Here is a 25,928-nt window from a genome sequence, read left to right on the forward strand (position 1 = left end):
TTACTTAAACTTCCCTTCGTAATAGAGCAAAGCCGAACCGATCAACAGAAATGTGACCTGCGGCGTGAACGCGGCCACCGCCGGCATGAGCAGGCCGCCCCGCCCCAGCGACCGGAAGACCGAGGCAAAAACATAGAAAGTGAACATAAAAACTATCGTCACGATCACTCCCCAAGTTTGCCCCTGCCGCGGCGACGTGAGCGAGAACGGGATGCCAACCAAGGCAAAGACCAGGCAGGTCAGCGGGATCGAGTAGCGGAGGTAGAGCTCGGTCACCAGCTCCTTGGTGTTGGCCCCGCCCTGTCCCAGCTTCTTGATCAGGTCGCCCAGTTCCTTCCGGTCCATGTCAGTATAATTCTTCTGCTGTGAGAAATTCAAGACGTCGTCGGTCACGTTGAGCTTGAGGTCGGTAAAGGCGGCCTCGTAGCTAAGGTAACCCTTGGCATCGTAGCGGTGGATCACGCCGTTCTTCAACTCCCAGAGCCGGCCGGAAAAAGCGGCCGTGTCGGCCAGGATGACCCGGGGGAATTTCTCATCGGTCAGTTCGTAGACCATGACCTGCTCCATCGTCTTCGTTTTTAAATTTATCCGCTTGGCGTAATAATAGCGGTTGTGCGCGTCCTTGAAGAAAACGTTGTCCTTGACCTCGGGGAGCGGCTGTTTGTAGATGATCTGGCGGATCAAATTGTTCGAGACATGGTTGGCGTAGGGAACGACCTGCTCGTTGGTCACGAAGGCGAGGACGCTGACCAGCAGCCCGACGACTAGGATCGGCCGGGCGATCCGGAAAATGGTCACCCCCGAAGTGCGCAGGGCGATCATTTCGTTGTCCTTGCAGAGGCGGCCGAGCGCCATGACGGTACCAAAGAGGGTCGAGACCGGAAAGGTCAGCACCAAAAGCGACGGCAGTTTGTACAGCATCAGCTTAAGGACCGCCCAGAGCGGCACCCCCTTGTTGATGATCAGGTCCGCCATGGTGAAGAGCAGGTCAACTGCCAGCACCATGATGAAGCCGACCACCCCCAGCAAAAAGGGGCCCAGCATCTCGCGGACAATGTACCGGTCTAGGGTCTTCATTCAGCGTCTTTGCGTCGTTTGACCTCGCGGCGTTTCGCCTGCTCCAACTCCTGGCGGCGGCGCGCCGAAGGTTTCTGGTAAAACTCCCGCTTTTTCATCTCGTCGAGATGGCCCTCGTGGCGCAACTTAGTCTTGAACTTGCGTAAAGCCTTCTCCAGGTCTTCGCCTTTTCTGATCTCTATCTTAGGCATGATCTTCCCTCCTCTCGTTAAATTACTTCTTTGCGCCGTGTTCGTATTCGAGGCAACACATCAGCCGGCCGCAGACTCCAGCCGTCTTGGTCGGCGACATCGCCAGGCCTTGTTCCTTGACCATCTTGACGGTCACGTGTTTTGGTTTATCCAGCCAGACGGAACAGCAGAGCGAACGGCCGCACGGGCCGACGCCACCGAACAGGCGCGCTTCGTCGCGCGGCGAGACCTGGCGCATATCCACCCGGGCGGAAAAAACGCTCGCCAGGTCGCGCGAGAAATCGCGCAGGTTCTGAGCTTTACTCCCTTCGGAGACGTGATGGTAGACGATCGCCTGGCTGGCGTCAAACAGGAATTCAATGGCAATGATCTTGAGCGAAAGTTCATGTTCTTTGATCTTGACCTGCGCCTGAAGCAGGGCTTTTTTCTCCAGCTCGCCGATCTGGTGTTCCTTTTCCACATCCTCGGCCGTGGCGTAGCGGATGACCTTCTTGAGCTTAACGTCGCGTGACAGCGCCCGGGGGAAACCGCGCGGGCAAGCGATGATCTCGCCGTACTCGATGCCGCGGTCGGTTTGGACGATGACCGGCGAGCCGATCTTGATCGACTCTTCACGGTAACCGGTGATCGGGCAGATCCGGTTAAACTTGCGGAGCCTGATCCCAAGGTTCATGTGTTCACTCATTTTCTTCCCATCTCCAGACAGGCGACGTCGAGGTTCAGCTTTAAGTTGGCCTTCCGTTTGCAGTTCTTGACCGCTTCCAGCAAAACCCTGACCAGCCTGATATCTTGCAACTCATTCCGGGCAAAAAAAGCCAGATCGTAGAGGAGCGGTTCCAGCCGCGCGTCTTCCCGCTCCTTTTGCAGTTCCGTCGACAGGGCCAGCAACTGTCCCACGCTCTTTTCCCGGACGCGCCGCAGTTCGGCATAGAACGGTTCATTTTCCGCCTTAACCTGCCAAGCCCGGGTGCTCTCCCCAAAGACGACCCGCTGGCAGCGGGAGACGATCGTCGCCGGGAGCCGGTCTTCTCTTTCGACCAGCAGGATAAAAACGACCCGGGGGGGCGGCTCTTCCAGCGTCTTCAGAAAAGCGGCCGCGGCCTCGGGGATCAAAGTGTCCGCCGGTTCGATCAGGACGCATAAATGCTCGCCCGCCGAGGGGCCGTAACGAACGCGGCTTTGCAGTTCCCTGACCTGTTCGATCTTGATCGTGGCGCCGTCTGGGGCGACCCTGATCAGGTCGTGCTTCCGGCTCCCCAGGTTCTCCGCGAACTGCAGCGCGTCGGCTGTTTTATCGGAATCCGGCGGCCCGCAAAATAGATAAGCCGCCGCGACCCGCTGAACCTTCTCAAGCAGGCGATGCACAGGTTAATTATAGCTGATTTCATGGAAAGAATAAAGATGGGAGGGACAAGCGAACCTAGCCTCACCCGCTGACGTTTAACTGGCCGTCATCGGCAGTATGTTCCAAAATGGAACTAACTGAATTTTCGTTTAATTCCCCACTTTCAAAGATGTTTTTGAGATGCTTAGTAATAGCCGGCCTTTGTACGCCATAAACAAGCAAATGCGGTTGCTGCGGTGAATCAGGGAGGACGCTGTTGGAGACTTGGATAATTACTTCCTCAAGACATTATAAATTCCCACACCAAAACCCCGCGCTTCACTCACAAGGCAATCCCACCGCAAGCGGTGGGATATTTTGGTGTGGGAATAAACATCGGCCACCAGGCGGACGGCGGCGGTTTCGTTTATAAAATATTAATTTTTATCCTGATCAACACCGATTTTCCAGACGTTCTTCTCCAAAAAAGCCTCAATGGTTTGTCTGGTGGCTTTATTTATAAGATTGGAGTGCGAGAGTTTATTGTTTTTTGCGTAGTCAGAAAGCGTAATGATCTTTTTGCCTTCCAGGTAAGCCAGGCGCTTATGATAGCTGTTAGCCAGCGCCTTCCCTACTATTTCCTCCATAACAACCGACGACCCTTTTTCGTTATATTCCCTAAACGCCTCATAATATTTTTTCCTATCGATAAATTTTATATTTATAGGGACAAACCCTTCTCGTATTAACAAATAATTATTAAGGACCCGCCCGATCCGGCCATTGCCATCAACAAAGGGGTGGGTATGTTCAAAAGTGAGGTGCAACTTTGCCGTCCTTTTAATGATACTTTCATGATTGGTGGCGTTAAGCTCGGCCAACATTTTTTCCAACCGCCCCACAACCTCTTTCGGATCGGGGGCGATATGATTACCGACCCGAACGTACTCATGACTGTGCCTGAATCTCCCGGCAATATCGTCGCGGATATTGGAGATCAACATTTTATGAAGCGACAAAATCACTTGCAAAGAAAGCTCTTGTTCTTTGGCCCTTTTGTCTATGTAAGACACCACTCGCGCCAGATTCTTAGCTTCAAACACTTCTCTTTCGGAGATAAACCTGTCCAGATCAATTTGCAGCAGTATTTTTTCAGTTTCTTCCAGGGTCAGGGTGCTATTTTCTATGGCATTTGAGTTATATACTTGCTCCGCCACCTCCGCTTCAGAGATAAGCTTAATAAGTGCCTCTTTGCCTATAGACGCGTTATAGTATCTCTCGCGAAGAGAATTCACCTTATTGAAAACATCAAGTGTTTTAGTCATATAATCATCAATTATACGTATTATTCACGCTTTTGTCAATATAACCGTGAAAGAGTGGGTATAATTACCACTTTTTCACGATTTTGGCTATAAAGAAACAGGGGCTTTGGAGGATCATTTTCTCAACACATTATAAACATCGGCGACCAGGCGGATGGCGGCCGCCACCCGGGCCAAGTGTTCGAGGTTTTCCACGTCGACCATGAGGCGCATGATGGCCGAGGTCCCCCGCTTGGTCGTGACCTTGGCGGCGGAAATGTTGGTCCCGGTCTCGGAGACCTGGGTTAAGATATCCTTAAAAACGCCGACCCGGTCAAAAGCTTCGATCTCGATCTCAACCGGAAAGAGCTGCTTTGCGGCCGGGTTCCACTCCACTTTCACCCGGCGCTCGGCCGGGATATCCGCTTTGACGATGTTGCGGCAGTTATAGCGGTGAATGGCGATGCCGCGGCCGATCGTGACCAGGCCGATGATCTCTTCGCCCGGGATCGGGTGGCAACACTTGGAGAAGCGGACCAGAACATTGTCCAGACCGGAGACCTTGATCGCCACTTTGGCCCGGACCCTCGGCCGGCTGACCACGACCGGCGGCGCGGCTTTAACCTCTTCGGCCGCCACGGCTGGCGGCGTCCCCGGTTTCGTTTCTCCCCGCTGGCGCTTCAGCCAGTTCTTGATCTTGACCCGGGCGCCGGTCGTCTTGACAAAGCTCAACCAGCCCAGGCTCGGGTTGTCCTTCTTGCCGGTAATGACCTCGACAATATCGCCGTTGCTTAGCTGATGGTCCAGCGGGACGATCCGGCCGTTGACCTTGGCGCCGGCACAGCGGTGGCCAACCTCGGTATGGACGCGGTAGGCAAAATCAACACTGGTCGCCCCAGCCGGCAGGCCGATGACCTCCCCTTTCGGGGTGAAAACGAAAACTTCTTCGGCCGCCAGGTCGATCTTGAGCCCCTCCATGAAATCGCGGGCATCCTTCAGCTCGCTCTGCCATTCGATCATCTGGCGGAACCAGGCCATCTTCTGGTCGAGGACCCGGTCGGTCGTCCCTTCCTTGTAGCGCCAGTGGGCGGCCACGCCGTATTCCGCGACCCGATGCATCTCGCGGGTCCTGATCTGGATCTCGACCGGCCGGCGCGACGAAGAAAAGACGGTAGTATGGAGCGACTGGTAGCCGTTCGATTTCTGCATGGCGATATAGTCGCGGAAACGCCCCGGGATCGGCTTCCAGGCGTCGTGGACCAGGCCAAGGATGTTATAACAATCCTTAACGTTGTCGCAAATGATGCGGATCGCCGTCAGGTCGTAGATCTCCTCGAACTCCAGGCGCTGGTCCTCCATTTTGCGGTAAATGCTGTAAAAATGTTTGGCCCGGCCGTTGACCTCGGCCTTGATCTTCCCTGTGTCCAGCAACGCCTTGATCTCCTCGATGAAAGCGGCAATGAAATCTTCCCGATTCCCCCGGCTCTCCGCCACTTTCTGTTTGATCAGCTCGTATTTATCCGGCTCGAGATACTGGAAAGAGAGGTCCTCCAGCTGCCATTTAAGGCGCCACATCCCCATCCGGTGGGCGAGCGGGGCAAAGATCTCCTGCGTCTCCAGGGCGATCTCAACCTGCTTGGCAGGCGAGAGGAATTGCAGGGTGCGCATGTTGTGCAGGCGGTCGGCCAGCTTGATGACGATGATCCGGAAATCTTCCCCCATGGCAACGAACATCTTGCGGAAATTCTCCGCCTGCCGCTCTTCCCGGCTGACAAAACTAAGCTGGCTAAGTTTGGTCACCCCTTCGACCAGCTTGGCGACCTCGTCGCCAAAGAGCTCGGCCAGCTCCTCACGAGTGATCCCCGCGTCCTCGATCACATCGTGGAGTAAAGAGGCGGCGATCGTCTTCGGGTCCAACTCGAGGTCGGCCAGAATGTTGGCTACGGCAAAAGGATGGGTGATATAGGGATCGCCGGAGAGACGGCGGTGCTCGCGGTGGGCCTGGGCGGCAAAAGTGTACGCCCGCTCGACCAGGTCAAGATCGGCGTTAGGATTGGACTGCCTGATCTTGTCGAGCAGCTCTTTCATCGCCGATAACGGCTGCGGTCCATGACCCCGATCCCGGGTGGAATAGCGGAACGCGGGCGGTCCGGCTGGATCCGCTCTCTGGGCGCCGGCGGGCGGGCGCCGCCGGAAGAACGGATCGCCACCAACACCTTGCACGACTGCTCCAGGCAGGAGGTATATTTGTAGGCTTCTTCCAGGTCCTGGCCAATGGCGAAACTGCCGTGCCCTTTGACCACGGCCACGACGCTCGATCCTTGCAGGAACGTGGGAAGAAGACGGCCGACCTCATCGGAACCGATCGGATTGTGAACGCGCACTATCGCCGCCGAGCGGAAAACATGGAGCCCTTCGGCATCCTGGGGGATGATCTTGTTGTCGGTGATGGAAACGGCGATCGCCCGGGTCGGATGGGCGTGGACGATCGCTTTCGCTCCGGTCGCGCGATAAATGGCGCGGTGGGTCGGCAGCTCGCGGGAAGCCTGCTTGTCCGATTCTCCCGGCTCGAGGCCGACTTCAATGATGTCCCCTTCCCGCAGGTCGCCGAGCATGGTGTCGCGGCGGGTGATATAGATCTTGTCTTCCTGGCGGGTGCTCATGTTGCCGCCGTGGGAATCGACCAACCCCTCTTGGAACAAAAAACAACCGATCCGTTTGAACTCGTCTAACATCTCTTTTCCTCCTTAAATTAACCCCAGGACATTTCGGCCAGTTGGGCAAACTCGGCGCCCCGCCGGATCTCCTCAAAACGCGCGACGATCTCTTTCATCTTCAGCCGTTTCATCCGCTCCAGGCTGAAGTCCTCGATATTGAACGAAGCCATGACCGAGCCGATAACCACCGCCTGGCGGATATTTTGCTCCGTCAGGTCGCCGGTCTTGGCCAGATAACCGATGAACGCCCCGCCGAAAGTGTCCCCCGCCCCGGTCGGGTCGCGCAACAACTCTTGCGGATACGACGGCGCCGAAAAATGGGCCGACTCGGTAAAGAGCAGGGCGCCATGCTCCCCTTTTTTGACGATCACCCCTTTGCAACCGAGACGGATCAGCCGCCGCGCCGCTAAGGGGATATTTGGCGTCTCCATGAACTGGCGGATCTCCCCGTCGTTCATCACCATGAAATCGACTTTTTTGATCACTTCGTGCAAGGCGTCCCTTTTGCTCTCGATCCAAAAGTTCATCGTATCGGCAACCAGCAGCTTCGGCCGCTCGAGTTGGCTGATGACCTTAAGCTGCAGCTCTGGGTCGAGGTTCGCCAGAAAAACGTACGGCGTCTTCTTCAAATGCTCCGGGATGACCGGCGCGAATTGGCTCAAGACGTTCAGGTGCGTCTCGGTCGTGTGCGCCTGGTTCATGTCAAATTCGTAATAACCGCCCCAGCGGAAAGTCGGCCCGGACAAATGTTGCAGGGCGGTCAGGTCGATCCCGCGTGATTCCAGCCAGCGGACATGTTCCGCCGGAAAATCGGCGCCGACCGGCCCGCTTAAATGGGTCTTGGCAAAAAAACTGGCCGCGACCGCCGCGTAGACGGCCGAACCGCCCAGGATCTCTTTTTTTTCGCCAAATGGTGTCTTGATCGAATCAAGGGCGATCGTCCCTAAGACTAACACGGACAAAAAAGTTAACCTCCCAGCAGGTAATTGACTATAAAACCCTGGAGCAACCAGAGCAGTATGAGACCGATGAACGGCGCCGCGTCAAAACCGATCTTCTCGGGCGGCAGGCCGAGCCTGATAACATTAAGCCATGGGTCGGTCAAGTCGTAGAGCGCCCGGGCTGGCCATTTGTTCCGATAACGCGGCAGCCGCGGCAAGATCGACCGTGCCACCAGTATAACATAAAAGAACGTGAAAATTAAATTGATCGCCAGGATCAGGTAGCCCATCGTGCTGCCAACACCTTTGACTTCCGGGCCGCGGCAATGACCGCGGCGCGGAACGCTTGTTTAACTTGTCCCTTTTCCAACTCGGCCAATCCCTCGATCGTCGTCCCGCCGGGAGAAGCGACCATCTCCCGCAATTCGCGGGCGCTCTTTTGGCTGCTGATCATCGTTTTGGCCGAACCGAGGACCGTTTGGGTGGCCAGTTTTGTCGCGGTCGGTCCGTCGAGGCCAAGCTCGACCCCCGCTTCGATCATGGCTTCAAGGACCAGATAGATAAAAGCCGGGCCCGAGCCCGACAGACCGGTCACGGCGTCCATATGTTTTTCTTCGACTTCGACTACATCTCCCACCACCCCGAAGATCTGCCGGGCTAACTTTAAACCCGGCGCTTTGACTTGGCCGCCGGCGACCAGCGCGGTAATGCCCGCCTGGGCCAGGGCCGGGTTGTTCGGCATCGTCCGGATGACCGGGACGCCGGGGAACTTTTTTTGTAAATAAGTTAAATTTATGCCGGCCGCCAGCGAGATCAGGAGCTGGTCCGGTTGGAGCGCCAATTTAGCGGCCACTTCCGGCAAGACTTGCGGCTTGACCGCCAGGATGATGACTTCGGCCGCGCCGGCCGCCGCCTGGTTATCGTCGTAGGTCGAGACGAGATAGGTTTTTTTCAGATGTTCCCGCCGCTTTGGATCGGTATCGGAAACTTTAAGGTCGGAAGGAGCGGTTAATTTCGCGGTCAACAGGCCCCGGATCAGGGCTTCGGCCATCCGCCCGCCGCCGATAAAAGCGATCTTCACCGCGAAAAGAAGGAATCCCGTTTTGCCCGGCCCTCGACCTCTTCGCCCAGCGAAACGCGTTCTTCCGAGGAAGTGATGGCGATCGAGCTCGGGGTAAAGAGGAAGATCGATTCGCCGATCTTCATCATGTGCCCGTCAATGGCGTAAGCGGTGCCGCAGACAAAGTCGATCAGACGGGTCCCTTCGGCGGGATCGAGATGCTTGAGATTGACGATAACCGGCGAGCCGGTGCGCAGGTTGGTCGAAATACTGAGGGAATCTTCGTAGATCTTCGGCTCGTAGACCATGATCTCGTTGCCGCCTTCGCTCGCCCGGTTGGCGTCTCTCTTCCCCTTAAGGATGGCACCGATATCAAGCTGTTGGCCGGTCGGGGCCTCTTCCGTTTCCGCTTCGAGACCGATGAACTGTTTTGCCCTTCTTAGGATGCTGTCTACCATTATATTTCACTCCTTCGCGAAGATTGCGCGGCCGATCCGGACCAGGTTCGCCCCCTCTTCCACCGCGACCTCAAAATCATCGGTCATCCCCATCGACAAATACTTCATCGTGACATTGGGCAGGCGCAGATCGTTGGCCTTTTCGCTCAATTCTCTTAAGCGGGCAAAATATGGCCGGGCCAGCGAAGGATCAGAGACGATCGGCGCCATGGTCATCAATCCCTCGACTTGAATGCTAGCAAATCCGCCAACCACTTGCAAGAGAGGAAAGAGCTCCTCCGGCGCCACCCCGTATTTCGTCTTCTCCCCGGAAACATTGACTTCGATCAGCACTTTACCCTGAGTTCCAAGTTCCGTGTTCCGTGCTCCAAGTTCCCTCCCCAACCTCTCCGAATCAACAGAGTGAATCAAGGAAAACTTTCCAACTACGTCCTTAACCTTATTCCGCTGTAAATGTCCGATCAGGTGCCAGTTGACTTGGGGAAAAGCCGCCAGCTTGGCGAGCGCCTCTTGGACCCGGTTCTCACCGCAGTCGGTGATACCGGCCGCGATCGCTTCGGCGATCAGCGGCAGTGGGACGGTTTTGGTCACGGCAACCAGCTTGATCTCATCCGGAGAGCGGTTGGCCCGCCGGGCCGCGGCGGCGATCCTTTCCCGAACAAATTCGAGGTTCTCCTTGATTGACACTCTGGTCGAGATTATAGCATAATGAAGAGATGAAAAAGTTCAGCTGGCTGGCCGTGTTCCTCCTCGCCGTCACCGTCATTAATTATCCCAATCCCTGCAACCCCAAAGGAGGAGGAGTGGTCACTTTCGAGGCGACCTCCGAAACCAACCTCACCACCTCACTATATATATATGATATGGCGGCCAGGCTGGTCAGGAAGCAAACTTTCACCCTCCAGACCGGCGCGGCCAATCGGACGACCTGGGACGGGTTCAGCCAGGGGAACGAACTGGTCGGCAACGGCGTTTATCTCTATCGCCTGGTCGACGCGGCCAGCAAGTCAACCCTCGGCAAAGGTAAAATATGGGTCATCAACCATTGATGGAACCTCAAACCTCCAACTTCAAACTTCAAAACAAGTCTCAAATCCCAAATATCAAATCCAAAACGTTTGGATACTGGAAATTGTTATTTGTGATTTGTTTTGAGGTTGGATGTTTGATGTTGGAGGTTCCCTGCTGGGCCCAAACGGCGTTTGACCCAGCAGGGCTGGCAATCGGCGCCCGGTCGCTGGGGATGGGCGGGACCGGCGCCGCCCTGGCGGAAGGGGCGGAAACGATCTTCAATAACCCGGCTGGCCTGGGCGAGATCGACCAGTTTAACTTCAGCAGCCAGGCAGGAAACGTCCTCGATGATGTCACTTTTACCCAGTTGGCCGGCCTCTACCCTCTCGGCCAGCAGGGAGCGCTCGGGCTCGGTTTTGCCGGCGCCTACGTCAGCGGGATCGAACTCCGCGACACGGCCGGCACTCTCCAGGGGAAGGCCAATTACGGTGACGCTCTCCTCGTCGGTTCTTACGGCAAGAAGCTCCTCCCCGAGCTCGCCTTCGGCCTGAACTTAAAATATTACGCGCTGGACGGGACGGAGAACAACAACGGCGACGGGCACGGCTGGAACCTTGACGTCGGCCTGCTGCAACACGGGCTCGACTGGCTGTCGCTCGGCCTGGTGGCGGAGAATATTTTGAGCTCTAACCGGGTCGCTTACCAGAACGGCGCGAGCGAACCCCTCCCCCAGGTCGTCAAAGCGGGGGGACGGATGCAGTTGTTTGGCGATAGCTTCAACTCGGCGGTCCCGGCCCCGGTCAACCTGGCGGTGCTGGCCGACCTCAATTTTGCCTTGCAAACAAGCCAACCCCTCTCCACCCATCTGGGGGCCGAGCTTGCCCCCAACCAAGCCTTGACGCTGCGCGGCGGCTTCGACGGGGAAGAAATGACCGCCGGGCTCTCCCTGAATTTCGCCGGGCTCGCCTGCCATTTCGCCTACACCCGGCTGGCCAAGTACCTCTCGCTCTCTTTCAACGAGCGCGGCTGGCCGCCGGAGGGCCCGGCCGAGACCTTTCTCGCCCGGCGGTAGGTGGTTGCAAACTTTTCTTCGCTGTGGTAAAATATCATTTCTGACTGCCAATTCACGTAAAATAATAGGAGGAATTTGATGCCTGTCGTTACTATGAAGGAACTGCTCGAGGCCGGGGTCCATTTCGGCCACCAGAGCAAGCGTTGGAACCCCAAGATGCAGCGGTATATCTATTCGGCCCGGAACGGGATCCACGTCATTGACCTGCACAAGAGCATCCCGCTGATCGAAAAAGCCTACGAATTCGTCAAGAACGTCTCCGCCCAGGGAACGATCCTCTTCGTCGGGACCAAGAAACAGGCCCAGGAAGCGATCGAGGAAGAGACCAAACGCTGCGGCATGTTCTACGTCAACCAGCGCTGGATGGGCGGCACCCTGACCAACTTCAAGACCCTGAAAAAGAACATCGCCCGCCTCAACGACATCGAAAAGATGCGCGAGGACGGGACCTGCGACCGCCTGCCAAAGAAAGAGGTCGTCCTGATGGACCGCGAGCACCGCAAGCTGGTCCGCGGCCTCGGCGGCATCCGCCTGATGGTCCAGCTCCCGTCGGCCGTCTTTATCGTCGACCTGATCAAGGAGCAGACCGCCCTGAAAGAGGCCCAGCGGCTCGGCATCCCGGTCGTCGCCATCGTCGACACCAATACCGACCCGGATGGGATCGACTACCCCATCCCGGCCAATGACGACGCCATCCGCTCGATCAAGCTGATCACCAGCATCATCGCTTCCGCCGTGATCGCCGGCCGCGAGATCGCCAAACCGGTCGAAGCCTCGGCCGAAGGGGGCGAAGAGATCGCCGCCCCGCTGGAAGTCGAAGAGACCGAAGCGCTGACCATGGAACAACACCTGGAAGAGACCGTGCTGGCCGGGGTCATCGTCCCCAAAGAGGAAGAAGAAGAACCGGCCGCCAAAAGGACCGGCTTCTAATGCCGGTCACCGCCGAGATGATCAAACAGCTCCGCGAGAAGACCGGCTGCGGCATGATGGATTGCAAGGCCGCGCTGGGCGAGACCAACGGTGAGTTTGAGGCCGCCATCGACCTCCTGCGCAAAAAGGGACTGGCCGCCATCGCCCGCCGGGCGGGACGCGTCGCCGCGGAAGGGCTGGTCGAATCCTATATTCATGTCGGCGGCAAGCTCGGCGTCCTGATCGAGGTCAATTGCGAGACCGATTTCGTCGCCCGCAGCGCCGATTTCCAGGCATTCGTCAAGGATCTCTGCCTGCAGATCGCCGCGTCGAATCCGCAATACGTCACCCGCGATGAAGTGCCGGATGGGATCGTCGACCACGAGAAAGAGATCATCACCAGCCAGGCCAAGACCGAAGGGAAGCCGGAAAAAGCGCTCGAGAAGATCGCCGAAGGACGGTTAGAGAAGTTCTATTCCGAGGTCTGCCTGCTCGACCAACCATTTATCAGAGACCCCAAGGTCGCGATCAAAGACCTCTTGGGCGGCCTGTCGGCCAAGATCGGCGAGAATGTCGTTATCAGAAGATTTACCAGATTCCAGCTGGGCGAAAAATCTTAATTTAGTCCGCGAATACCAACATTTTCTTGGGCGGAGATAATCTCTCGTCATGCATAAATTCAATTTTACAGCCCGTTATAACGGCTTTGTTGAAAAACAGTTCCGATCTGCAAACTATCCGGAAAAAATCCCTGACCGCGCTCGCATCTTGAGAAAATTCAATTCTCCAAATTGGTCGCATGGTTGGGCGTGGCAAAGCGTTGTCTAAGGCGGCGGCCAAGCTGATCGCGGCCGGGGAATCAAGCCTTTTTCCACCCTCAAATTCGACGTTGTGAAGCATATCAATGCTAAAACCAAGAACAGTAACCCTGGCCGTCTGCGGCGTGATCTTGTTCCCTTCCGGCATCGAAATAAACTGGCGTGAGCCCAAACACAAATATAATGTTTTCCCGGCTAATTCCTTACTGCCGGCCCAGAGCCCCTCGATCTGCTTGAAAGGATTACACTTCCATATTCTGCTTGCCGTTGTAATTTTTCCCGCTGTAATTTCTAAAGCCATGATTATTTCCCCCTGTATTGCTTATTGATCCTGACAAATATTTATCCGTACCTTCCGAGAATAATTTCACTCAGTTTATGTTCATCTCCTCGCCTATCGGGCCTTCTACGCCCTGCCCGCTCTCGCACGACCGTTACTTAGGCTTTGTCAAGATGTCTTGTAATGTGATAGAATGTTTAACATGAAGGATGGTGAGTAGCATGGGAAAAGACGTTAAAACAAGGAATTTATTAGATTTTTTTCAAGATCTCTCTTCGGCAAAAAAGCAGGAGGCGCTTGATTTTGTAAAGTGGCTGTGGGTAAGCAAGGAAAGCAAATTCCTCGAGCAGAAAAAGAAGCCGGGTTGGGTAAAGAAACTTTACCTTTTATTTGGCGAGACGAGAAAACAGTCCAGCAAATTCTCCGCAAAGAAAATCGATTCTGACCTCAAAAGGGCAATAACAGAAGTCAGAAAAGAACATGCTTAAGGCGGTCCTCGACACCAATGTCTTCCTGCGCGCCCTGATCAATCCTTTCGCCGATAAAGACTTGCTTGATCTAAAAGAATATCGAAGGGTTAAAATCGTTTCAGCCGCGAATTTTCTAAAGGAATTGTGAGCGGCAACAAATGACCTCAAACGCCGGCAAATCAAAGATCGTCCTGATCGACGGCAATTCGCTCGCCTATCGGGCCTTCTACGCCCTGCCCGACACCATGCGCAACGCCGCCGGGTTGACGACCAACGCCATCTACGGTTTTACCAACATGCTCCTGAAGGTTTTAGACGATAAGCCGGACTTTGTCGCCATCTCGTTCGACCGGCCGGAGCCGACCTTCCGCCATAAAGAGTATAAAGAATATAAAGCGACCCGCGAGAAAGCGCCGCCGACCCTCTACGAACAGATCCCCTACATTAAAAAAGTCGCGACCGCCTTCAATATCCCCATCTACGAACTGGCCGGGTTTGAAGCCGACGATGTCATCGGCACGCTGGCTAAAGAGGCGGAAAAACAGGGGCATGACGTCGTCATCGTCTCCGGCGATCTGGACGGGCTTCAGCTCGTCAACGATCATATCAAGGTCCTGACCACTCGGAAAGGGATCACCGATACCGTCCTCTACGGCCCGCTGGAGGTCGAGGAACGCTACGGTCTCCGCCCCGACCAGCTGATCGACTTCAAAGCGCTTAAAGGGGACGCTTCCGATAATATCCCCGGCGTCCCCAAGATCGGGGAAAAGACCGCCGGCGACCTTCTGCGTGAATACAAGACGCTGGAAGGGATCTACGAGCATCTTGACGAGATCAAGAAACCGGCCTTGCATGAAACCCTGAAGAATAACCGGCCGCTGGCCGATCTAAGCCGCCGGCTCGGGACGATCGTGACCGATGTCCCGCTCGAGATCGACTTTACCTTGGCCCGGCGCGGTGAAATTGACTGGCCCAAGATCCTCCCGCTCTTCGAAGAGCTTGAATTCAACAGCCTGGTCAAAAAACATAGCCGGGGGACGGAACAAGCCACAGTCGAGCGCAAACGCGAAGCGATCGCCAAGCTCAACTTCCAGGCGGTGACCGACGAACCAGCGCTGGCCGGACTGCTCCAGGCCCTGGCCAAAGCGGACGCCTTCGCTTTCGACCTGGAAACGACCAGTCTCGACACTTTTACCGCCGAGATCGTCGGTATCTCGTTCTCGATCGAGTCCAAGGCGGCTTTTTATGTACCCCTAGGTCATAAAACCAATGTAGGGACAGTCCCTGTCTTGAACGGACAACCACAAGGGTTGTCCCTACATTCCGTCCTAGAAAAGCTCCGACCGTTATTTCTCTCCGACCAGCTCAAGATCGGCCATAACCTGAAATACGATATAAAAGTCCTGAACAACCATGGGATAAAAGTGGCCGGCCCCTGCTTCGACACCATGGTCGCCGCCTATCTCCTCGATCCGGTCTCCGGCAAGTACTCGCTCAAGCACCTGGCCAAACAATTTCTCGGCCGGGAGATGATCAAACTGCTGGAGCTGATCGGCCAGGATGAAAAGTATAAGGATTTTTCCGAAGTGCCGATCGACCTGGCAACCGATTATGCCGCTAGCGACGCCGAAGCGACTTTTGGCCTCTACGAGATCTTCCGGCTCGCCCTCAAAATCCAAAAGATGGACAAATTATTCACTGAAGTCGAAATGCCCCTCCTCGCCGTCCTGATCGACTTGGAAGAGACCGGCATCTCGATCGATTCCGCCAAGCTCGCCGCTTACTCGGCGGAGATGGCCAAGGAATTGCATGACCTCGAACGCCACATCTTCGCCATTGCCGGCGAAGTCTTCAACCTTAACTCCCCCAAGCAACTAGCCAATATCCTCTTCAGCAAATTAATGCTCCCGGTGACCAAGCGGACCAAGACCGGGCCCTCAACCGACGTTGAAGTACTGGAAGGGTTGGCCGGGCAAAAGTTCGAGATCGCCGAAAAACTGATCACCTACCGGCAGTTAAGCAAACTGAAGAATACCTATATCGACGTCCTGCCAACCCTGGTCAACCCGAAGACCGGCCGGATCCATTCGTCCTTTAACCAGACGATGACCTCAACCGGCCGGCTCTCCAGTTCCGAACCCAATCTCCAGAATATCCCGGTCAAAGGGCCCTGGGGAGAGCGGATCCGCTCCGCTTTTATCCCCGGGAAAAAGAACTGGCAGCTCCTGGCCGCCGACTACTCCCAGATCGAGCTCCGCGTTCTGGCCCATTTGAGCCAGGACCCGGCCCTCCTCCGGGCTTTCCGGGAAGACAGCGACATCCATCAGGCGACCGCCGACGAGCTCGGCATCTCCCGCGACGCCGCGAAGACTGTCAACTTCGGCGTGATCTACGGCCTCTCCGATTTTGGCCTGGCCAAACAGCTCGGGATCAAACGGACCGAAGCGGCCAAATATATAGAAAAGTATTTCTCGAGATACGCCGGGGTGCGCGACTTTATCGCGCGGACGATCGCAGAGGCCAAGGAGAGCGAGGCGGTCACCACCCTCCTCGGCCGCCGGCGCCCCCTCCCCGATCTCAACAGCCCTCACGGCGGTTTGCGCCAGGCGGCGGAACGGATGGCGGCCAACACGCCGGTCCAGGGGACAGCCGCCGACCTGATCAAGCTCGCCATGGTAAATATTCACAATAAATTACGAATCACGAACCACGAATCACGATTGGTTCTCCAAGTCCATGACGAATTGGTCTTTGAATGTCCGGCCGAGGAAATTGAACAGGTCAAGCAGCTGGTCGAAGCAGAGATGAGCGGGGCGCTAAAGCTTGACGTGCCGATCAAGGTCGACCTGGGTTACGGTGCCAACTGGGCGGAAGCTAAAGGTTAGTTGCCTTTTTTTATGTACTCGACAAAATAATGAACACTGGTCCCGATCTGTGCCTGGTCGCTGGTGCACTTCGTCACTCCCGGTGTTTTGTCGATTATATTCCTGATCCGCCGCAATTGAAGTTCCCCGGCCGGGGAATCGGCGCATTCCACGTATATCGTCATCGCCGCCATTTTTTTACCGTTAGCTTCATATTCATGGAAAAATCCGACGGAAATATTGGCGATATCTTTCATCGGGTTGGCAATTTTATCGAGCAAGCCCTGCCGGCTCTCGGCAATTATTAGGAAAGGCTGTCTGACCCTTGGCGCTTGCGGGCCGGCAAATTGGGCCTGCAGTTCTTTTATGGCTTCGGCCAGGAATTTATCCGCATTTTTAATTTCACCCCTGCCCAACTTTTGCAAAAATTCTGCCGGTTCACGCAGCCCGTGTCGAGCGAGAAAATCACCGAAAAACCCGGACGCAAGCAGTTCAGCCGCCGATAAATGATATTTTTCTAGTTTACCGTTTAAATAAACAGCCGCCAGAGAGAGTAAAGTCCCCTCACCAAGTGAGGCGTAATATCTCTTCAACTCGTCGACTGCTTCAGGCGTGCGCACCCATTCCAACCACTCGAGCCCAGGCTGTGCTCTCTGATAAAAATCAACATGAACAATATCCCCATCTTTTAGAACACGCGATAAGGGTATCCCTGTATGGCCGTTAACCTTGGCGCCGACGGCGGACAGAGCTTTCTTGTCAAATAAACGAAAAGCAAAATCAAGAACGCTAGCCCCCCTGGGCAATTGGACCGGGGTGTTTCTTTTATGAGTATAAACGGTAATGGGCACGCTTTCTGCCGCGAATATTTCGCCTAAGTCTTTATCTTTTACGCCGTATTCACTGCTTAAGTGTCTTATTAAAGAATCCAGCCAGATCAGGTTTATCTTCTTCCAGTCCGGCGCCCCTTTGATATAAGCCAGGACCCCGCCCTGATACTCACGATACATTTGCCGGTCTCTTATCTGGACCAACAAACAGCCGAATTCTTCGACTTTGACATAGGTATGGAGAAAACGGTGGCCGTTCGGGCAGGCCTCGTAAATATGGTCCTCAATTTTATGGTCTTTGGCGGGATGAAATAACTTGTGGATCGCGCTCATCGCCAAATGGCAGTTAGAGGTTTCGATCGCAGAATAGACCGGTTTTTCCGGCACGATCACGTTGACCCGCCAGACATCATCGGCAGAGATATCCGCCAATGTCTTATTTTTCAATTCGGCCCTTTGGCAGAGTTCGTAAACACCCCGGCGCTCACAATTGATTTTCACCCCGATCGGCGAGAAGTTTTTTCTTAGATCGTCGGTTATCTCTTGAACTCTCTTTTTGCTTTGCTTGATTATCACCTCGCGACAAGTTTTAATTTCCCGATAACGTTCCGGCTCCAGATATTCGAAAGCCAGCTCCTCAAGATCTCTTTTCAAGGCCCACATCCCTAAGATATCGGCAATGCGGCTGTAGATGTAGAGGGTTTCCGCCGCCTTTTTCCTCGCCGATTCACTTTTGGCGTAGGCCAGGGTGCGCATATTATGCAAACGATCGGCAAATTTAATGATCAGGACCGACGGGTCTTTGCGGGCGGCTTCGAGCAATTTACCGAAGATATAATCCTTGGAGGGTTTGGAGCCGGAATAATCCGGTTCTTTGCCCAGTTCGGTGATACCGTCAACTAAATCGGCCACCCTTTCTCCCAAAAGATCGGCGACATATTCCTTATTGATCTTATTGCCGTTCAATAATCCGTCTTCGACCACGTCGTGGCAAAGAGCGGCCGCCATTTCTTCCGCGCCTAATCCCCACTCTTTTACGATTTGCGCCGTTGCCAGCGCATGGGTAACGTACGGCTCATTGCTCAAACGAAATTGGCCGTAATGAGCCCGCCAGGCCAGATCAAACGCCTGATCGATCAATCGGCTTTCCTCCGCCGAAAATTTTTCTTTCAAGGACAAAAGCTGTTGGGAGCAACTGTGATGGCATTTGCTCATGACCGATAATTCTTTGCCCCCCAAATTGGCATTCAATAATCTGAACCAATGGGGAAAACATTTGAGTTTGACGGATCGGCGCGAGACCAGCGCTGAGGCGCCGCCGGCCGGCAGTCCGGAGTTTTGCGCCAATAAATAATTATAATTCGCGGATTGTACTTTCATGTATTGAAGCCTTAGCTTCCTCTATTTCATCGCTTGCTAGGAGGGGAAATTTCAAGATTAACACTTTGATCCCTCTAATTATAATATCGACAGGTTTTAGCAAAAATTTCGCCGAAAATCGGCAAATAAAGTAGAATTACTTAATTGTCGTTTGGCTTAAAAACCGCCGGCCGATTATCACCGCGGCATAGTCATCGACCGGTACGGGCGGGGTGAGGAACGAAGTTGGCACGAAGCGGCGCCAGCCGCGGGGCGGATTGGCCTGCCAGAACAGCTGCCGGGCCTGCCAGGTCGAGTCTTTTTCCGGATACATCACAACTTTTAGCTCGGGATGATGTTTGGCCAGGTCGTCCCTGATCTCCCGGCCGGCGGCGGCTTCGCCGACCACGACGGTGCCGGCAAGATGATGGGTGATCTGGCGCGCTAAATCTTTTCTCTTGACCACGCTCTGCTCCAGCACTTTCCCCTCTTTATTCAACAGGGCCAAGCCGCATTTATCCTTGCCGGGATCGATCGCGAGTATCATCGGTAACTGACCTTGAACCTGACCGTGACCGGGCCGATGGTATAAATATCGCGCGCCGCCAGGACCTGCAAGCCGACTTTCTTGTTATTCGACTTCAGTTTTTTAGCCAGTTCAGAGATGTCCGAATAGGGGACGCTCCCCAGCGAGCCGGCCGTATTGGGGAGAACGCCGGCGTCACGCGCCGTATTGTGCGAGTTGCGCAGCAAGCGCATGATCTCGCTCTCCAGCGCGGCCGCGGTTAACCCGTTCGGGATATCGAGTGCTACGATCTCCCGGCCGGCCGGGTAGATCAGCCGGTTCAAGGCCAGCTCGATCCGGACCGGCACCGTCTCGCCGCCGAGAACGTTACGGGCCGCGACCAACCTGACCACATAGCGGTCATTTTGTCCGGCCAGCCGGTCGACCGCCGAATCTATTTCTTCGATCGAAGCCTCGACCGACGCGGCCGCCAGGAGTTCTTCCAGGCCACTCTCCAGCTTGCTCCGCTCGGGTCCGGCCTGGACCAACGAGAGGGTGACCACTTCCCCCACCCGGAAAACAACTTCCCCTTCCCTCGCCTGCCGCACTTCTTTATTTAAATTTTCTTTCGTCCGCTGCAGGCTGACGACTTCTCCCTTGGCCAGGTTTAGTTTCTTTTCTATTTCCGCCTGTTGGGCGCTTTTCAGGGCGAGCTCCTGGTTTAGTTTAAGGAGGGCCTCATTGGCCGCGCTCAACTCCCGGTTGCGCTCCGTGATCTCACCCTTCAACCGGTCGAGGCCGAGCAAGGCGGTCCGCGCGTCCTGGGAAACAAGCAACAAGACCCCCATGGTCAAAAGAGCGATCAGTATCCCGGAGAGGATGGTGATGGCGGTCGCGGTGTGGCGCGGCCGGAGATGGAACAGCGTCAGGCGCTTTTTGCCGATATATTTCCCGACCCGGTTACCGCTGTAGGCGATCAATCCGCCAAGGACAAAAAGGATGAGGATGATCCGCCAGACGAAGGGGAGCATTATTTATCCGCCGCTTTTTTCAGGATGTACCAGCCGACGCCGCCGGTGATGAAGTTAGGCAGCCAGGCCGCCAACCCCGGGGTAATGACGCGCATTTCACCGATCGCCATAGTGATGAAGGTGGTGATGTAATAAAAGAAGATGACGATGATCGAGATGCCGAGGCCGATCGAACCGGAAGCGCGGCGCGGGGATAAGCCCAGGGGGGCGCCCAGCAGGGCAAAGACCAGTGAAGCGAACGGTATCGCCATTTTCATGTTGAGCTGGATCTGCAGATCGACCACGTCCGCCCCCATCTTCTCCTTGAGGGTGATAAAGTTGCGCAGGCCGGCGATATTCATTTCTTCGGGGTTCCGGTCGTCGGTCGCGAAGTCGGCCGGAGTATATTTGATCGTGACGTACTGTTCCTGGAACTTGATCAGGTGCTTGTATTCGCCGCTCTCGGCCAGGAGATAGATCGTTCCGTCGCGGAAAAGCCACTGGTTCTTGTCACCGGCCCACAGCCCCTCTTTGGCGTTAATGATCTGGGAGAGGCGGCCCGCGGTGAATTCCTGGACGATCACCCCCGACATGACCTTCCCTTTCATCGTCTCGGCGTAAAAGATCCGCTTCAGCCGGCCGTTCTCCAGCTCGGGGAGAAAGATATTCTTCTGCAGTTTCGGTTCGAGCTTGGTCGAGGTCATCAGGAGGAGCGCTTTCGCCGCCCGGGTCGACTCCGGGACAACGATCTCGGAAAAGGTCAAATTGACCAGGGAGACGAGCAGGCCCAGCACCAGGACCGGAACCATCAGGCGGAACAAGGAGAGGCCGGAAGCGCGAAAAGCGATGATCTCGCTGTCGTGCGACAGGCGGGAGAAAGCGAGCAGGGCGGCCAGCAGGGTCGCCATCGGGAAGATATAGACAACGATCGCCGGCAGGCGATAGACGAAAATAAGCAGGGCGGTCGTCAGCGGCATCCCTTTCAGGACCACCGCCCGGACGAGCTCGAACATGATCATCGACGAGGCCAGGATGGCGGTAAAGGAACCGAGGCCGAAGAGGAACGGTTCCAGTAATTCCTTGAAAATATAACGGTCCAGGATCTTGATCAAAGCTGGAACTCATCTCCTAGGTAGAATTTTTTGGCGTCCTCGCTCTCGGAGATCGTCTTGGAGTCGCCGGCCACCAGGATCTCCCCCTTATGGATGATATAAGCCCGATCGGTGATGGCCAGGGTCTCCCGGACGTTATGGTCAGTGATCAGGATACCGATCCCCTTCTCTTTGAGACGGCGGATAATGTCTTGCAGGTCGCCGACCGTCTTCGGGTCGATGCCGGTGAACGGTTCGTCGAGCAGCAGGAAGGAGGGCTGCGTGGCCAGGGCGCGGGCGATCTCGACGCGGCGCTGCTCCCCGCCGGAAAGCGAATAAGCTTTTTGTTGGCGCAAACCGGTCACGCCGAGCTCATCGAGTAATTTGACCAGCCGTGTTTCGTATTCGCGCTTCGGGATCTCCGGCATCAGCTCCCAGAGGATGTAGATATTCTCTTCCACGGTCAGCTTGCGGAAGATCGACTGCTCCTGCGGGAGGTAGCCGATCCCGAGCTGGGAACGCTTGTGCATCGGGGCGCGGGTAATATCGTGCTCGCCGAGGAAAACCTGGCCCGCGTTCGGCCGGACCAGCCCGACGACCATGTAAAAGGTGGTGGTCTTCCCCGCCCCGTTCGGGCCAAGGAGGCCGACGACCTCCCCCTGATTGACCGAAATGGAGACCTCGTTGACCGCGGTCTTCTGACCATACTTCTTGACTAGCTTTTCTGTTTTGATGTAAATGTGATTATCTCCTCTAATTTATTAGCCGCCGCGCCGGACTCAAGCGTCGCCGCCGCCAGGGCCATCCCCTCGTTCAGGTCGTTAACTTTGCCGCCGACATAGAGGGCCGCGGCGGCATTAAGCAAAACTATCTCCCGCTTGGCCCCGCGCTCTTCTTGTTTCAGGATATCGATTGTGATCGCCGCGTTCTCTTGGGCCGAGCCCCCCAGGACCTCCCCGCGGGGCTTGCGGACCAAGCCAAAGTCTTCCGGCTTGATGAAATAAGTTTTGCTCGCCCCGTCGCGCAGTTCCGTCACCTGGCTCTTTTCCGTCAACGATATTTCGTCCAGCCCATCCATCCCGTGGACGACCAGAGCATGCCTGACGCCGAGGTTTTTCAACACTTCGGCTATGATCTTCGTCAGATCTTGGTGGAAAACGCCGAGGACCTGCGCCCGGGCGTTGGCCGGGTTGGTCAGCGGCCCGAGGATATTGAAAACGGTGCTGATGCCGATCTCCCGGCGGGTCGGCATGGCGTATTTCATCGCTTTGTGAAAGTTCGGGGCAAAGATAAAACCAAAACCGACCTGATCAATGCACTCCTCGACCCTTTTCGGCTCGAGGTCAACTTTGACCCCCAGCGCTTCCAAGACGTCCGCCGAGCCGCAGCGGCTCGAGATCGAGCGGTTTCCGTGTTTGGCTACGGCCACGCCGGCCGCGGCGGCGACGATGGCCGAGACAGTCGAAACGTTAAAAGTGCCGGAGAGGTCTCCCCCGGTCCCGCAGGTGTCGACCAGGTTCTGGGTGTGGGGAAAGATGTGGGTGGCGTGTTCGCGCATTTTCTCGGCGAACCCGGTGATCTCATCGATCGACTCGCCCTTGGTATGCAGGGCGACCAAAAGGGCCGCGATCTGCGAGGGGGTCGCGTTTCCCTGCATGATCGTATCCATGGCCAGCCCCGCTTCCTCGCGGGTGAGGTTGTGTCCTGCGACCACTTTCTTAATAGCGTCTTTCATGGTTTTTCCCCTTCCTGCGCTATTATTATAGACCCTAATTTAGGGGCGAGCAAGGGCTTACCTTCTCGGTAGAAAAAACGCGGCGGGAGCCGCTTTATAAATAAAAACGACCCCCGCCGCAGGGAACTACTGTGCGCTTACTTCTTTACGCAGCAAGCCGCCTTGGCCTGGCAACACGCGGCCCCTTTCTGGCAGCAACTTGCCGTCGCCGCGAAGGAAGACCCGGCCAGCACGACCGTCAGCAACAATAAACCGATAGCCATAATCTTTTTCATTTGAATACTCCTTTTTAATAAGGGAATGGATCAGAAACTAGGGGGTCGATCAGATCTGGGGCGGGCCGGTGTGCGGATGGAGTTTGCTTTCGACGGCCAAGGCCAGGTCCGGGACAATGATCAGGGGAGAGATCAGCTCCGCCAGGAGGACGGGACCGAAAGCCGCCGGGACCGTGCCGGCCAGGTCCGGCAATTCAGACGACAAGCTGTCATCATTAATGACTGCCGCCTGACAATGGCCGCCGGATAGTTCGTTCTCACAGCATTTTTGCCCGCAATCGCCCTGGCTCCCGGGACAGGCCGCCAAAACCGGGCAGGAGAACAGCCAAATAAAGGCCAGCAGGGAGGCAATGACCTTAAAATTTCTCAAATACATCCATCAGCTCCTTGATCTCGCGCTCGGCCGCCCCTCTTCTGATCGCCGTGCTGACGCAGGTATTCAGGTGGTCTTCCAGGACGAACTTACCCACCCCGGCCAGGGCCGCCCGGGCGGCCGCGATCTGGGTCAGGATCTCGACGCAATAGCGCGGCTCTTCCACCATTTTCCTGATCCCGTGGACCTGTCCGGCGATCCGATTGAGTCGTTTACCTAATTGGGTTTTCTTTTTTGGATCGAGCATAGTTCACCAATACCCCCCTAGGGTATACCTGGCGCCCGGCTTTGTCAAGCCTTTTAGAGGCGGGTATTTAGAGTTTTCTTCGTACCCCCCATTGACACCCCAAGCTGGCGGTGGGAAAATATCAGCGCCATGAAAAAAGTATTCGCGATATTCTTTGTCCTGTTGCTTTTCGTCACGGCCGGCCAGGGAGCAAAGCTAAAAAAGGCGGTTAAAATGGCAAACATGTCTCTCTCTTCTCCGGCTTTTGGGAATAATGAAAAACTTCCGGTCCGCTTCACCGGCGACGGCGAAGGTCAAAGCCCGCCGCTGGCCTTCCGCCATGTTCCAAAAACGGCGCGCAGTTTGGCGCTGATCCTTGACGATCCCGATGCTCCGATCGGGACTTTCACCCATTGGCTTATCTGGAACATTTCTCCTGGAACAGCGGGGATAAAAGAAGGGACACTTCCGGCGGAAGCAGTTGAAGGTAAGAATACGATCGGCCGGACGGAATACGTTCCTCCCCGCCCGCCGTCCGGCACCCATCGTTATATTTTCACCCTCTACGCGCTCAACTGTGAATTAACTCTCCCGCCCGGCTCCGCCCGCCCCGCGCTCGAGCAAGCAATGAAGGGGCATATCATTACCCAGGCTGAATTGATCGGGAAATATAGATAGCCAGTCCCCTCAGTTCCCCAGTTCCTCAGTTCCCCAGTTCCTCAGTTCCCCAGTTCCTCAGTTCCCCAGTTCCTCAGTTCCCCAGTTCCTCAGTTCCCCAGTTCCTCAGTTCCCCAGTTCCCTCCCCATGTTGACACTCCAAGATGGTGGTGGGAGAATTACATTCAATGGAGGTTCAAACATGTTAAAAAAGATCGGTCTGGTCGTGGCCGTTATTGTGCTGGTGCTCGCTTGTTTGGCCGGGGCGTTCTATATCCGCGCTCAATCAATGGCCAACAACGTTAAGCGGCAGTACGCGAGTATCCAGCCGCTCAACCTCTCCAAGGTCACGGACGGCGTTTATGAAGGGAGTTTCAGCGATTTCCTCGTTGCCGTTAAAGTTAATGTCACCGTCAAGCGCCACCGGATCGAGGAGATCAAGATTATGGAACAAAAATGCGGCCCCGGTTACGAGGCGCTCGATACGGTCAACCGGATAGTTAAGGCGCAATCGCCCAAAGTCGACGCGGTCACCGGCGCGTCAGGGAGCAGTATGAGCATCATGATCGCCGTCAACCGGGCGCTGACCGGGAAGTAGAAAAAGGAGGGTTTATCATGTTAAGAAAGCTCGGTTACGGTTTCATCGTCTGGGTCGTCCCCTTCGTCTCTTCTATCCCGTTGTTAGGTTTGATGCAGACCGACGTCCATTTCTTCAAGACGATCATGATCATGGTCGGCAGCCTGACCGGCGCCATCTGCGTCGCACTCTATTTTAAGAAAGTTGAAAAGAACTATTTGTCGGAAGGGATCTGGCTGGGAGTAGTCTGGCTAGTCCTCAACTGGCTGCTCGACTTCGTCTGCCTCCTCCCTCTCTCCAAGATGCCCTATCTGGTGTATTTCCAGCAAATCGGGCTGCGCTACCTGGTCATGCCGGCAATGACGATCCCGGTCGGGTATATTTTACAAAAGAAGCTCGGCAAATAGCGTTCGGCTACTTGACCATCGTTAAAAGCATCTTAAAGCCCTGGCGGGCGAACAGGGCGTGAGGATCGTTGGCCGGCATTAAAAGGACCTCGCCGGCTTTCACGAGATGGCTTTTCCCGGAGATGACTATCTCGGCCTCCCCATCGAGGACATTAACCAGCGCGTCAAACGGGGTTTTATGTTCGGCAATCGACTGTCCGGCAGCCAGGGCAAAAAGAGTGACGCTCCCGTTCGGTTTATTGATCAACATCCTGCTGACGATCGAATCGCTCTGGTAATCGATCAACCCTTTCAACTCTTCAACTTCCCCGGCCTGGAATTTATTTTCTGCCATACCGCACCTCTTGGCTATTATAACATTTGACATGACAAACCGGCGGTGGGAAA

33 protein-coding genes and 1 pseudogene are annotated in these 25,928 nt (G+C 55.6%); 10 read left to right on the forward strand and 24 right to left on the reverse strand.

The window, feature by feature from the left end; genetic code table 11:
* From WC903_03130 to WC903_03190, 13 genes and pseudogenes are all read right to left on the reverse strand, one after another.
* Entirely contained in the window at window positions 1-1,077 is a 1,077-nt protein-coding gene (locus WC903_03130) for an LptF/LptG family permease (GenBank protein ID MFA5892940.1), read from the reverse strand.
* Entirely contained in the window at window positions 1,074-1,268 is a 195-nt protein-coding gene (rpsU, locus tag WC903_03135) for a 30S ribosomal protein S21 (GenBank protein MFA5892941.1), read from the reverse strand. The genes WC903_03130 and rpsU overlap by 4 nt, the downstream gene beginning before the upstream one ends.
* 22 nt (window positions 1,269-1,290) lie before the next feature.
* Window positions 1,291-1,953 (reverse strand): regulatory iron-sulfur-containing complex subunit RicT, encoded by a 663-nt coding sequence (gene ricT, locus WC903_03140; protein MFA5892942.1) that lies wholly within the window; start codon window positions 1,951-1,953, stop codon window positions 1,291-1,293.
* Window positions 1,950-2,633: a hypothetical protein gene (locus tag WC903_03145; protein ID MFA5892943.1), complete on the reverse strand. Its 684-nt coding sequence runs from the start codon at window positions 2,631-2,633 to the stop codon at window positions 1,950-1,952. Before WC903_03145 ends, ricT begins: the two co-directional genes overlap by 4 nt.
* 79 nt (window positions 2,634-2,712) lie before the next feature.
* A pseudogene (locus WC903_03150) lies at window positions 2,713-2,829 on the reverse strand (cell filamentation protein Fic).
* Window positions 2,830-3,029: 200 nt separating this feature from the next.
* Window positions 3,030-3,917, reverse strand: a complete 888-nt coding sequence (locus WC903_03155; GenBank protein ID MFA5892944.1) for a Fic family protein — start codon at window positions 3,915-3,917, stop codon at window positions 3,030-3,032.
* Between the two features lie 114 nt (window positions 3,918-4,031).
* Window positions 4,032-5,984: a bifunctional (p)ppGpp synthetase/guanosine-3',5'-bis(diphosphate) 3'-pyrophosphohydrolase gene (locus WC903_03160; GenBank protein ID MFA5892945.1), complete on the reverse strand. Its 1,953-nt coding sequence runs from the start codon at window positions 5,982-5,984 to the stop codon at window positions 4,032-4,034.
* Window positions 5,981-6,631, reverse strand: coding sequence for a class II aldolase/adducin family protein (locus WC903_03165; protein MFA5892946.1), 651 nt, complete (start codon window positions 6,629-6,631; stop codon window positions 5,981-5,983). Before WC903_03165 ends, WC903_03160 begins: the two co-directional genes overlap by 4 nt.
* A 17-nt stretch (window positions 6,632-6,648) precedes the next feature.
* The gene (locus WC903_03170) at window positions 6,649-7,569 is read right to left on the reverse strand and encodes a PfkB family carbohydrate kinase (protein ID MFA5892947.1); all 921 of its coding nucleotides are present in this window, start codon (window positions 7,567-7,569) and stop codon (window positions 6,649-6,651) included.
* An 11-nt stretch (window positions 7,570-7,580) separates the two neighbouring features.
* Window positions 7,581-7,844 carry a YggT family protein gene (locus tag WC903_03175; protein ID MFA5892948.1) on the reverse strand — a complete coding sequence of 88 codons (264 nt, stop codon included), beginning with the start codon at window positions 7,842-7,844 and terminating at the stop codon, window positions 7,581-7,583.
* A complete protein-coding gene (proC, locus tag WC903_03180) occupies window positions 7,832-8,635 on the reverse strand; it encodes a pyrroline-5-carboxylate reductase (GenBank protein ID MFA5892949.1) in 804 nt (267 codons plus the stop codon). Before proC ends, WC903_03175 begins: the two co-directional genes overlap by 13 nt.
* Window positions 8,632-9,072 (reverse strand): cell division protein SepF, encoded by a 441-nt coding sequence (locus WC903_03185; GenBank protein ID MFA5892950.1) that lies wholly within the window; start codon window positions 9,070-9,072, stop codon window positions 8,632-8,634. The genes proC and WC903_03185 overlap by 4 nt, the downstream gene beginning before the upstream one ends.
* Before the next feature lie 6 nt (window positions 9,073-9,078).
* A complete protein-coding gene (locus WC903_03190) occupies window positions 9,079-9,759 on the reverse strand; it encodes a YggS family pyridoxal phosphate-dependent enzyme (protein ID MFA5892951.1) in 681 nt (226 codons plus the stop codon).
* A gap of 29 nt (window positions 9,760-9,788) precedes the next feature.
* Between WC903_03190 and WC903_03195 the strand changes: the two genes are divergently transcribed.
* The 4 genes from WC903_03195 (at window position 9,789) to tsf (ending at window position 12,684) form a co-directional block, all read left to right on the forward strand.
* Window positions 9,789-10,121: a T9SS type A sorting domain-containing protein gene (locus WC903_03195; GenBank protein ID MFA5892952.1), complete on the forward strand. Its 333-nt coding sequence runs from the start codon at window positions 9,789-9,791 to the stop codon at window positions 10,119-10,121.
* Window positions 10,122-10,240: 119 nt separating this feature from the next.
* Window positions 10,241-11,155 carry a PorV/PorQ family protein gene (locus WC903_03200; protein MFA5892953.1) on the forward strand — a complete coding sequence of 305 codons (915 nt, stop codon included), beginning with the start codon at window positions 10,241-10,243 and terminating at the stop codon, window positions 11,153-11,155.
* Between the two features lie 78 nt (window positions 11,156-11,233).
* Entirely contained in the window at window positions 11,234-12,085 is an 852-nt protein-coding gene (rpsB, locus tag WC903_03205; GenBank protein ID MFA5892954.1) for a 30S ribosomal protein S2, read from the forward strand.
* Window positions 12,085-12,684 carry a translation elongation factor Ts gene (tsf, locus tag WC903_03210; GenBank protein ID MFA5892955.1) on the forward strand — a complete coding sequence of 200 codons (600 nt, stop codon included), beginning with the start codon at window positions 12,085-12,087 and terminating at the stop codon, window positions 12,682-12,684. Before rpsB ends, tsf begins: the two co-directional genes overlap by 1 nt.
* Window position 12,685: 1 nt before the next feature.
* Here tsf and WC903_03215 read toward each other — a convergent pair whose 3' ends face one another.
* Window positions 12,686-13,183 (reverse strand): hypothetical protein, encoded by a 498-nt coding sequence (locus WC903_03215; GenBank protein MFA5892956.1) that lies wholly within the window; start codon window positions 13,181-13,183, stop codon window positions 12,686-12,688.
* 200 nt (window positions 13,184-13,383) lie between these two features.
* Between WC903_03215 and WC903_03220 the strand changes: the two genes are divergently transcribed.
* From WC903_03220 to polA, 3 genes are read left to right on the forward strand one after another with little or no spacing between them, the layout of a single operon-like run.
* A complete protein-coding gene (locus WC903_03220; GenBank protein ID MFA5892957.1) occupies window positions 13,384-13,650 on the forward strand; it encodes a hypothetical protein in 267 nt (88 codons plus the stop codon).
* Window positions 13,643-13,780, forward strand: a complete 138-nt coding sequence (locus WC903_03225) for a hypothetical protein (GenBank protein MFA5892958.1) — start codon at window positions 13,643-13,645, stop codon at window positions 13,778-13,780. Before WC903_03220 ends, WC903_03225 begins: the two co-directional genes overlap by 8 nt.
* A 10-nt stretch (window positions 13,781-13,790) precedes the next feature.
* Window positions 13,791-16,517 carry a DNA polymerase I gene (polA, locus tag WC903_03230; protein ID MFA5892959.1) on the forward strand — a complete coding sequence of 909 codons (2,727 nt, stop codon included), beginning with the start codon at window positions 13,791-13,793 and terminating at the stop codon, window positions 16,515-16,517.
* Here the strand turns inward: polA and WC903_03235 are convergent.
* The 9 genes from WC903_03235 to WC903_03275 all read right to left on the reverse strand — a co-directional run bounded on the left by WC903_03235 (window position 16,514) and on the right by WC903_03275 (window position 23,921).
* Window positions 16,514-18,706: an HD domain-containing protein gene (locus WC903_03235; GenBank protein ID MFA5892960.1), complete on the reverse strand. Its 2,193-nt coding sequence runs from the start codon at window positions 18,704-18,706 to the stop codon at window positions 16,514-16,516. The two genes, polA and WC903_03235, sit on opposite strands and share 4 nt — an antisense overlap.
* Before the next feature lie 136 nt (window positions 18,707-18,842).
* Window positions 18,843-19,232 carry a hypothetical protein gene (locus WC903_03240; protein ID MFA5892961.1) on the reverse strand — a complete coding sequence of 130 codons (390 nt, stop codon included), beginning with the start codon at window positions 19,230-19,232 and terminating at the stop codon, window positions 18,843-18,845.
* A complete protein-coding gene (locus tag WC903_03245) occupies window positions 19,229-20,221 on the reverse strand; it encodes a DUF3084 domain-containing protein (protein ID MFA5892962.1) in 993 nt (330 codons plus the stop codon). The genes WC903_03240 and WC903_03245 overlap by 4 nt, the downstream gene beginning before the upstream one ends.
* Entirely contained in the window at window positions 20,221-21,312 is a 1,092-nt protein-coding gene (locus WC903_03250; protein MFA5892963.1) for an LptF/LptG family permease, read from the reverse strand. Before WC903_03250 ends, WC903_03245 begins: the two co-directional genes overlap by 1 nt.
* Complete coding sequence (lptB, locus tag WC903_03255) at window positions 21,309-22,049, reverse strand: LPS export ABC transporter ATP-binding protein (protein ID MFA5892964.1); 741 nt, start codon at window positions 22,047-22,049, stop codon at window positions 21,309-21,311. Before lptB ends, WC903_03250 begins: the two co-directional genes overlap by 4 nt.
* On the reverse strand, window positions 22,007-23,026 hold the full coding sequence (gene trpD, locus WC903_03260; protein ID MFA5892965.1) for an anthranilate phosphoribosyltransferase: 1,020 nt from the start codon (window positions 23,024-23,026) through the stop codon (window positions 22,007-22,009). Before trpD ends, lptB begins: the two co-directional genes overlap by 43 nt.
* A 137-nt stretch (window positions 23,027-23,163) precedes the next feature.
* Window positions 23,164-23,301 (reverse strand): hypothetical protein, encoded by a 138-nt coding sequence (locus WC903_03265; protein MFA5892966.1) that lies wholly within the window; start codon window positions 23,299-23,301, stop codon window positions 23,164-23,166.
* Between the two features lie 49 nt (window positions 23,302-23,350).
* On the reverse strand, window positions 23,351-23,671 hold the full coding sequence (locus WC903_03270) for a hypothetical protein (GenBank protein MFA5892967.1): 321 nt from the start codon (window positions 23,669-23,671) through the stop codon (window positions 23,351-23,353).
* The gene (locus WC903_03275) at window positions 23,658-23,921 is read right to left on the reverse strand and encodes a metal-sensitive transcriptional regulator (GenBank protein MFA5892968.1); all 264 of its coding nucleotides are present in this window, start codon (window positions 23,919-23,921) and stop codon (window positions 23,658-23,660) included. The genes WC903_03270 and WC903_03275 overlap by 14 nt, the downstream gene beginning before the upstream one ends.
* 129 nt (window positions 23,922-24,050) lie before the next feature.
* On the opposite strand from WC903_03275, the gene WC903_03280 reads away from it, so the two are divergent.
* The 3 genes from WC903_03280 (at window position 24,051) to WC903_03290 (ending at window position 25,541) form a co-directional block, all read left to right on the forward strand.
* Entirely contained in the window at window positions 24,051-24,578 is a 528-nt protein-coding gene (locus WC903_03280) for a YbhB/YbcL family Raf kinase inhibitor-like protein (GenBank protein MFA5892969.1), read from the forward strand.
* A gap of 181 nt (window positions 24,579-24,759) precedes the next feature.
* Entirely contained in the window at window positions 24,760-25,155 is a 396-nt protein-coding gene (locus tag WC903_03285) for an FMN-binding protein (GenBank protein MFA5892970.1), read from the forward strand.
* Between the two features lie 17 nt (window positions 25,156-25,172).
* Window positions 25,173-25,541, forward strand: a complete 369-nt coding sequence (locus WC903_03290; protein ID MFA5892971.1) for a hypothetical protein — start codon at window positions 25,173-25,175, stop codon at window positions 25,539-25,541.
* Between the two features lie 7 nt (window positions 25,542-25,548).
* On the opposite strand, the gene WC903_03295 is transcribed toward WC903_03290, so the two are convergent.
* Window positions 25,549-25,875: a cupin domain-containing protein gene (locus tag WC903_03295; GenBank protein MFA5892972.1), complete on the reverse strand. Its 327-nt coding sequence runs from the start codon at window positions 25,873-25,875 to the stop codon at window positions 25,549-25,551.
* Window positions 25,876-25,928: the final 53 nt, after the last annotated feature.

Source organism: Candidatus Margulisiibacteriota bacterium, from assembly GCA_041658645.1.
Taxonomy (GTDB): Bacteria; Margulisbacteria; WOR-1; order O2-12-FULL-45-9; family XYB2-FULL-48-7; genus JBAZZV01.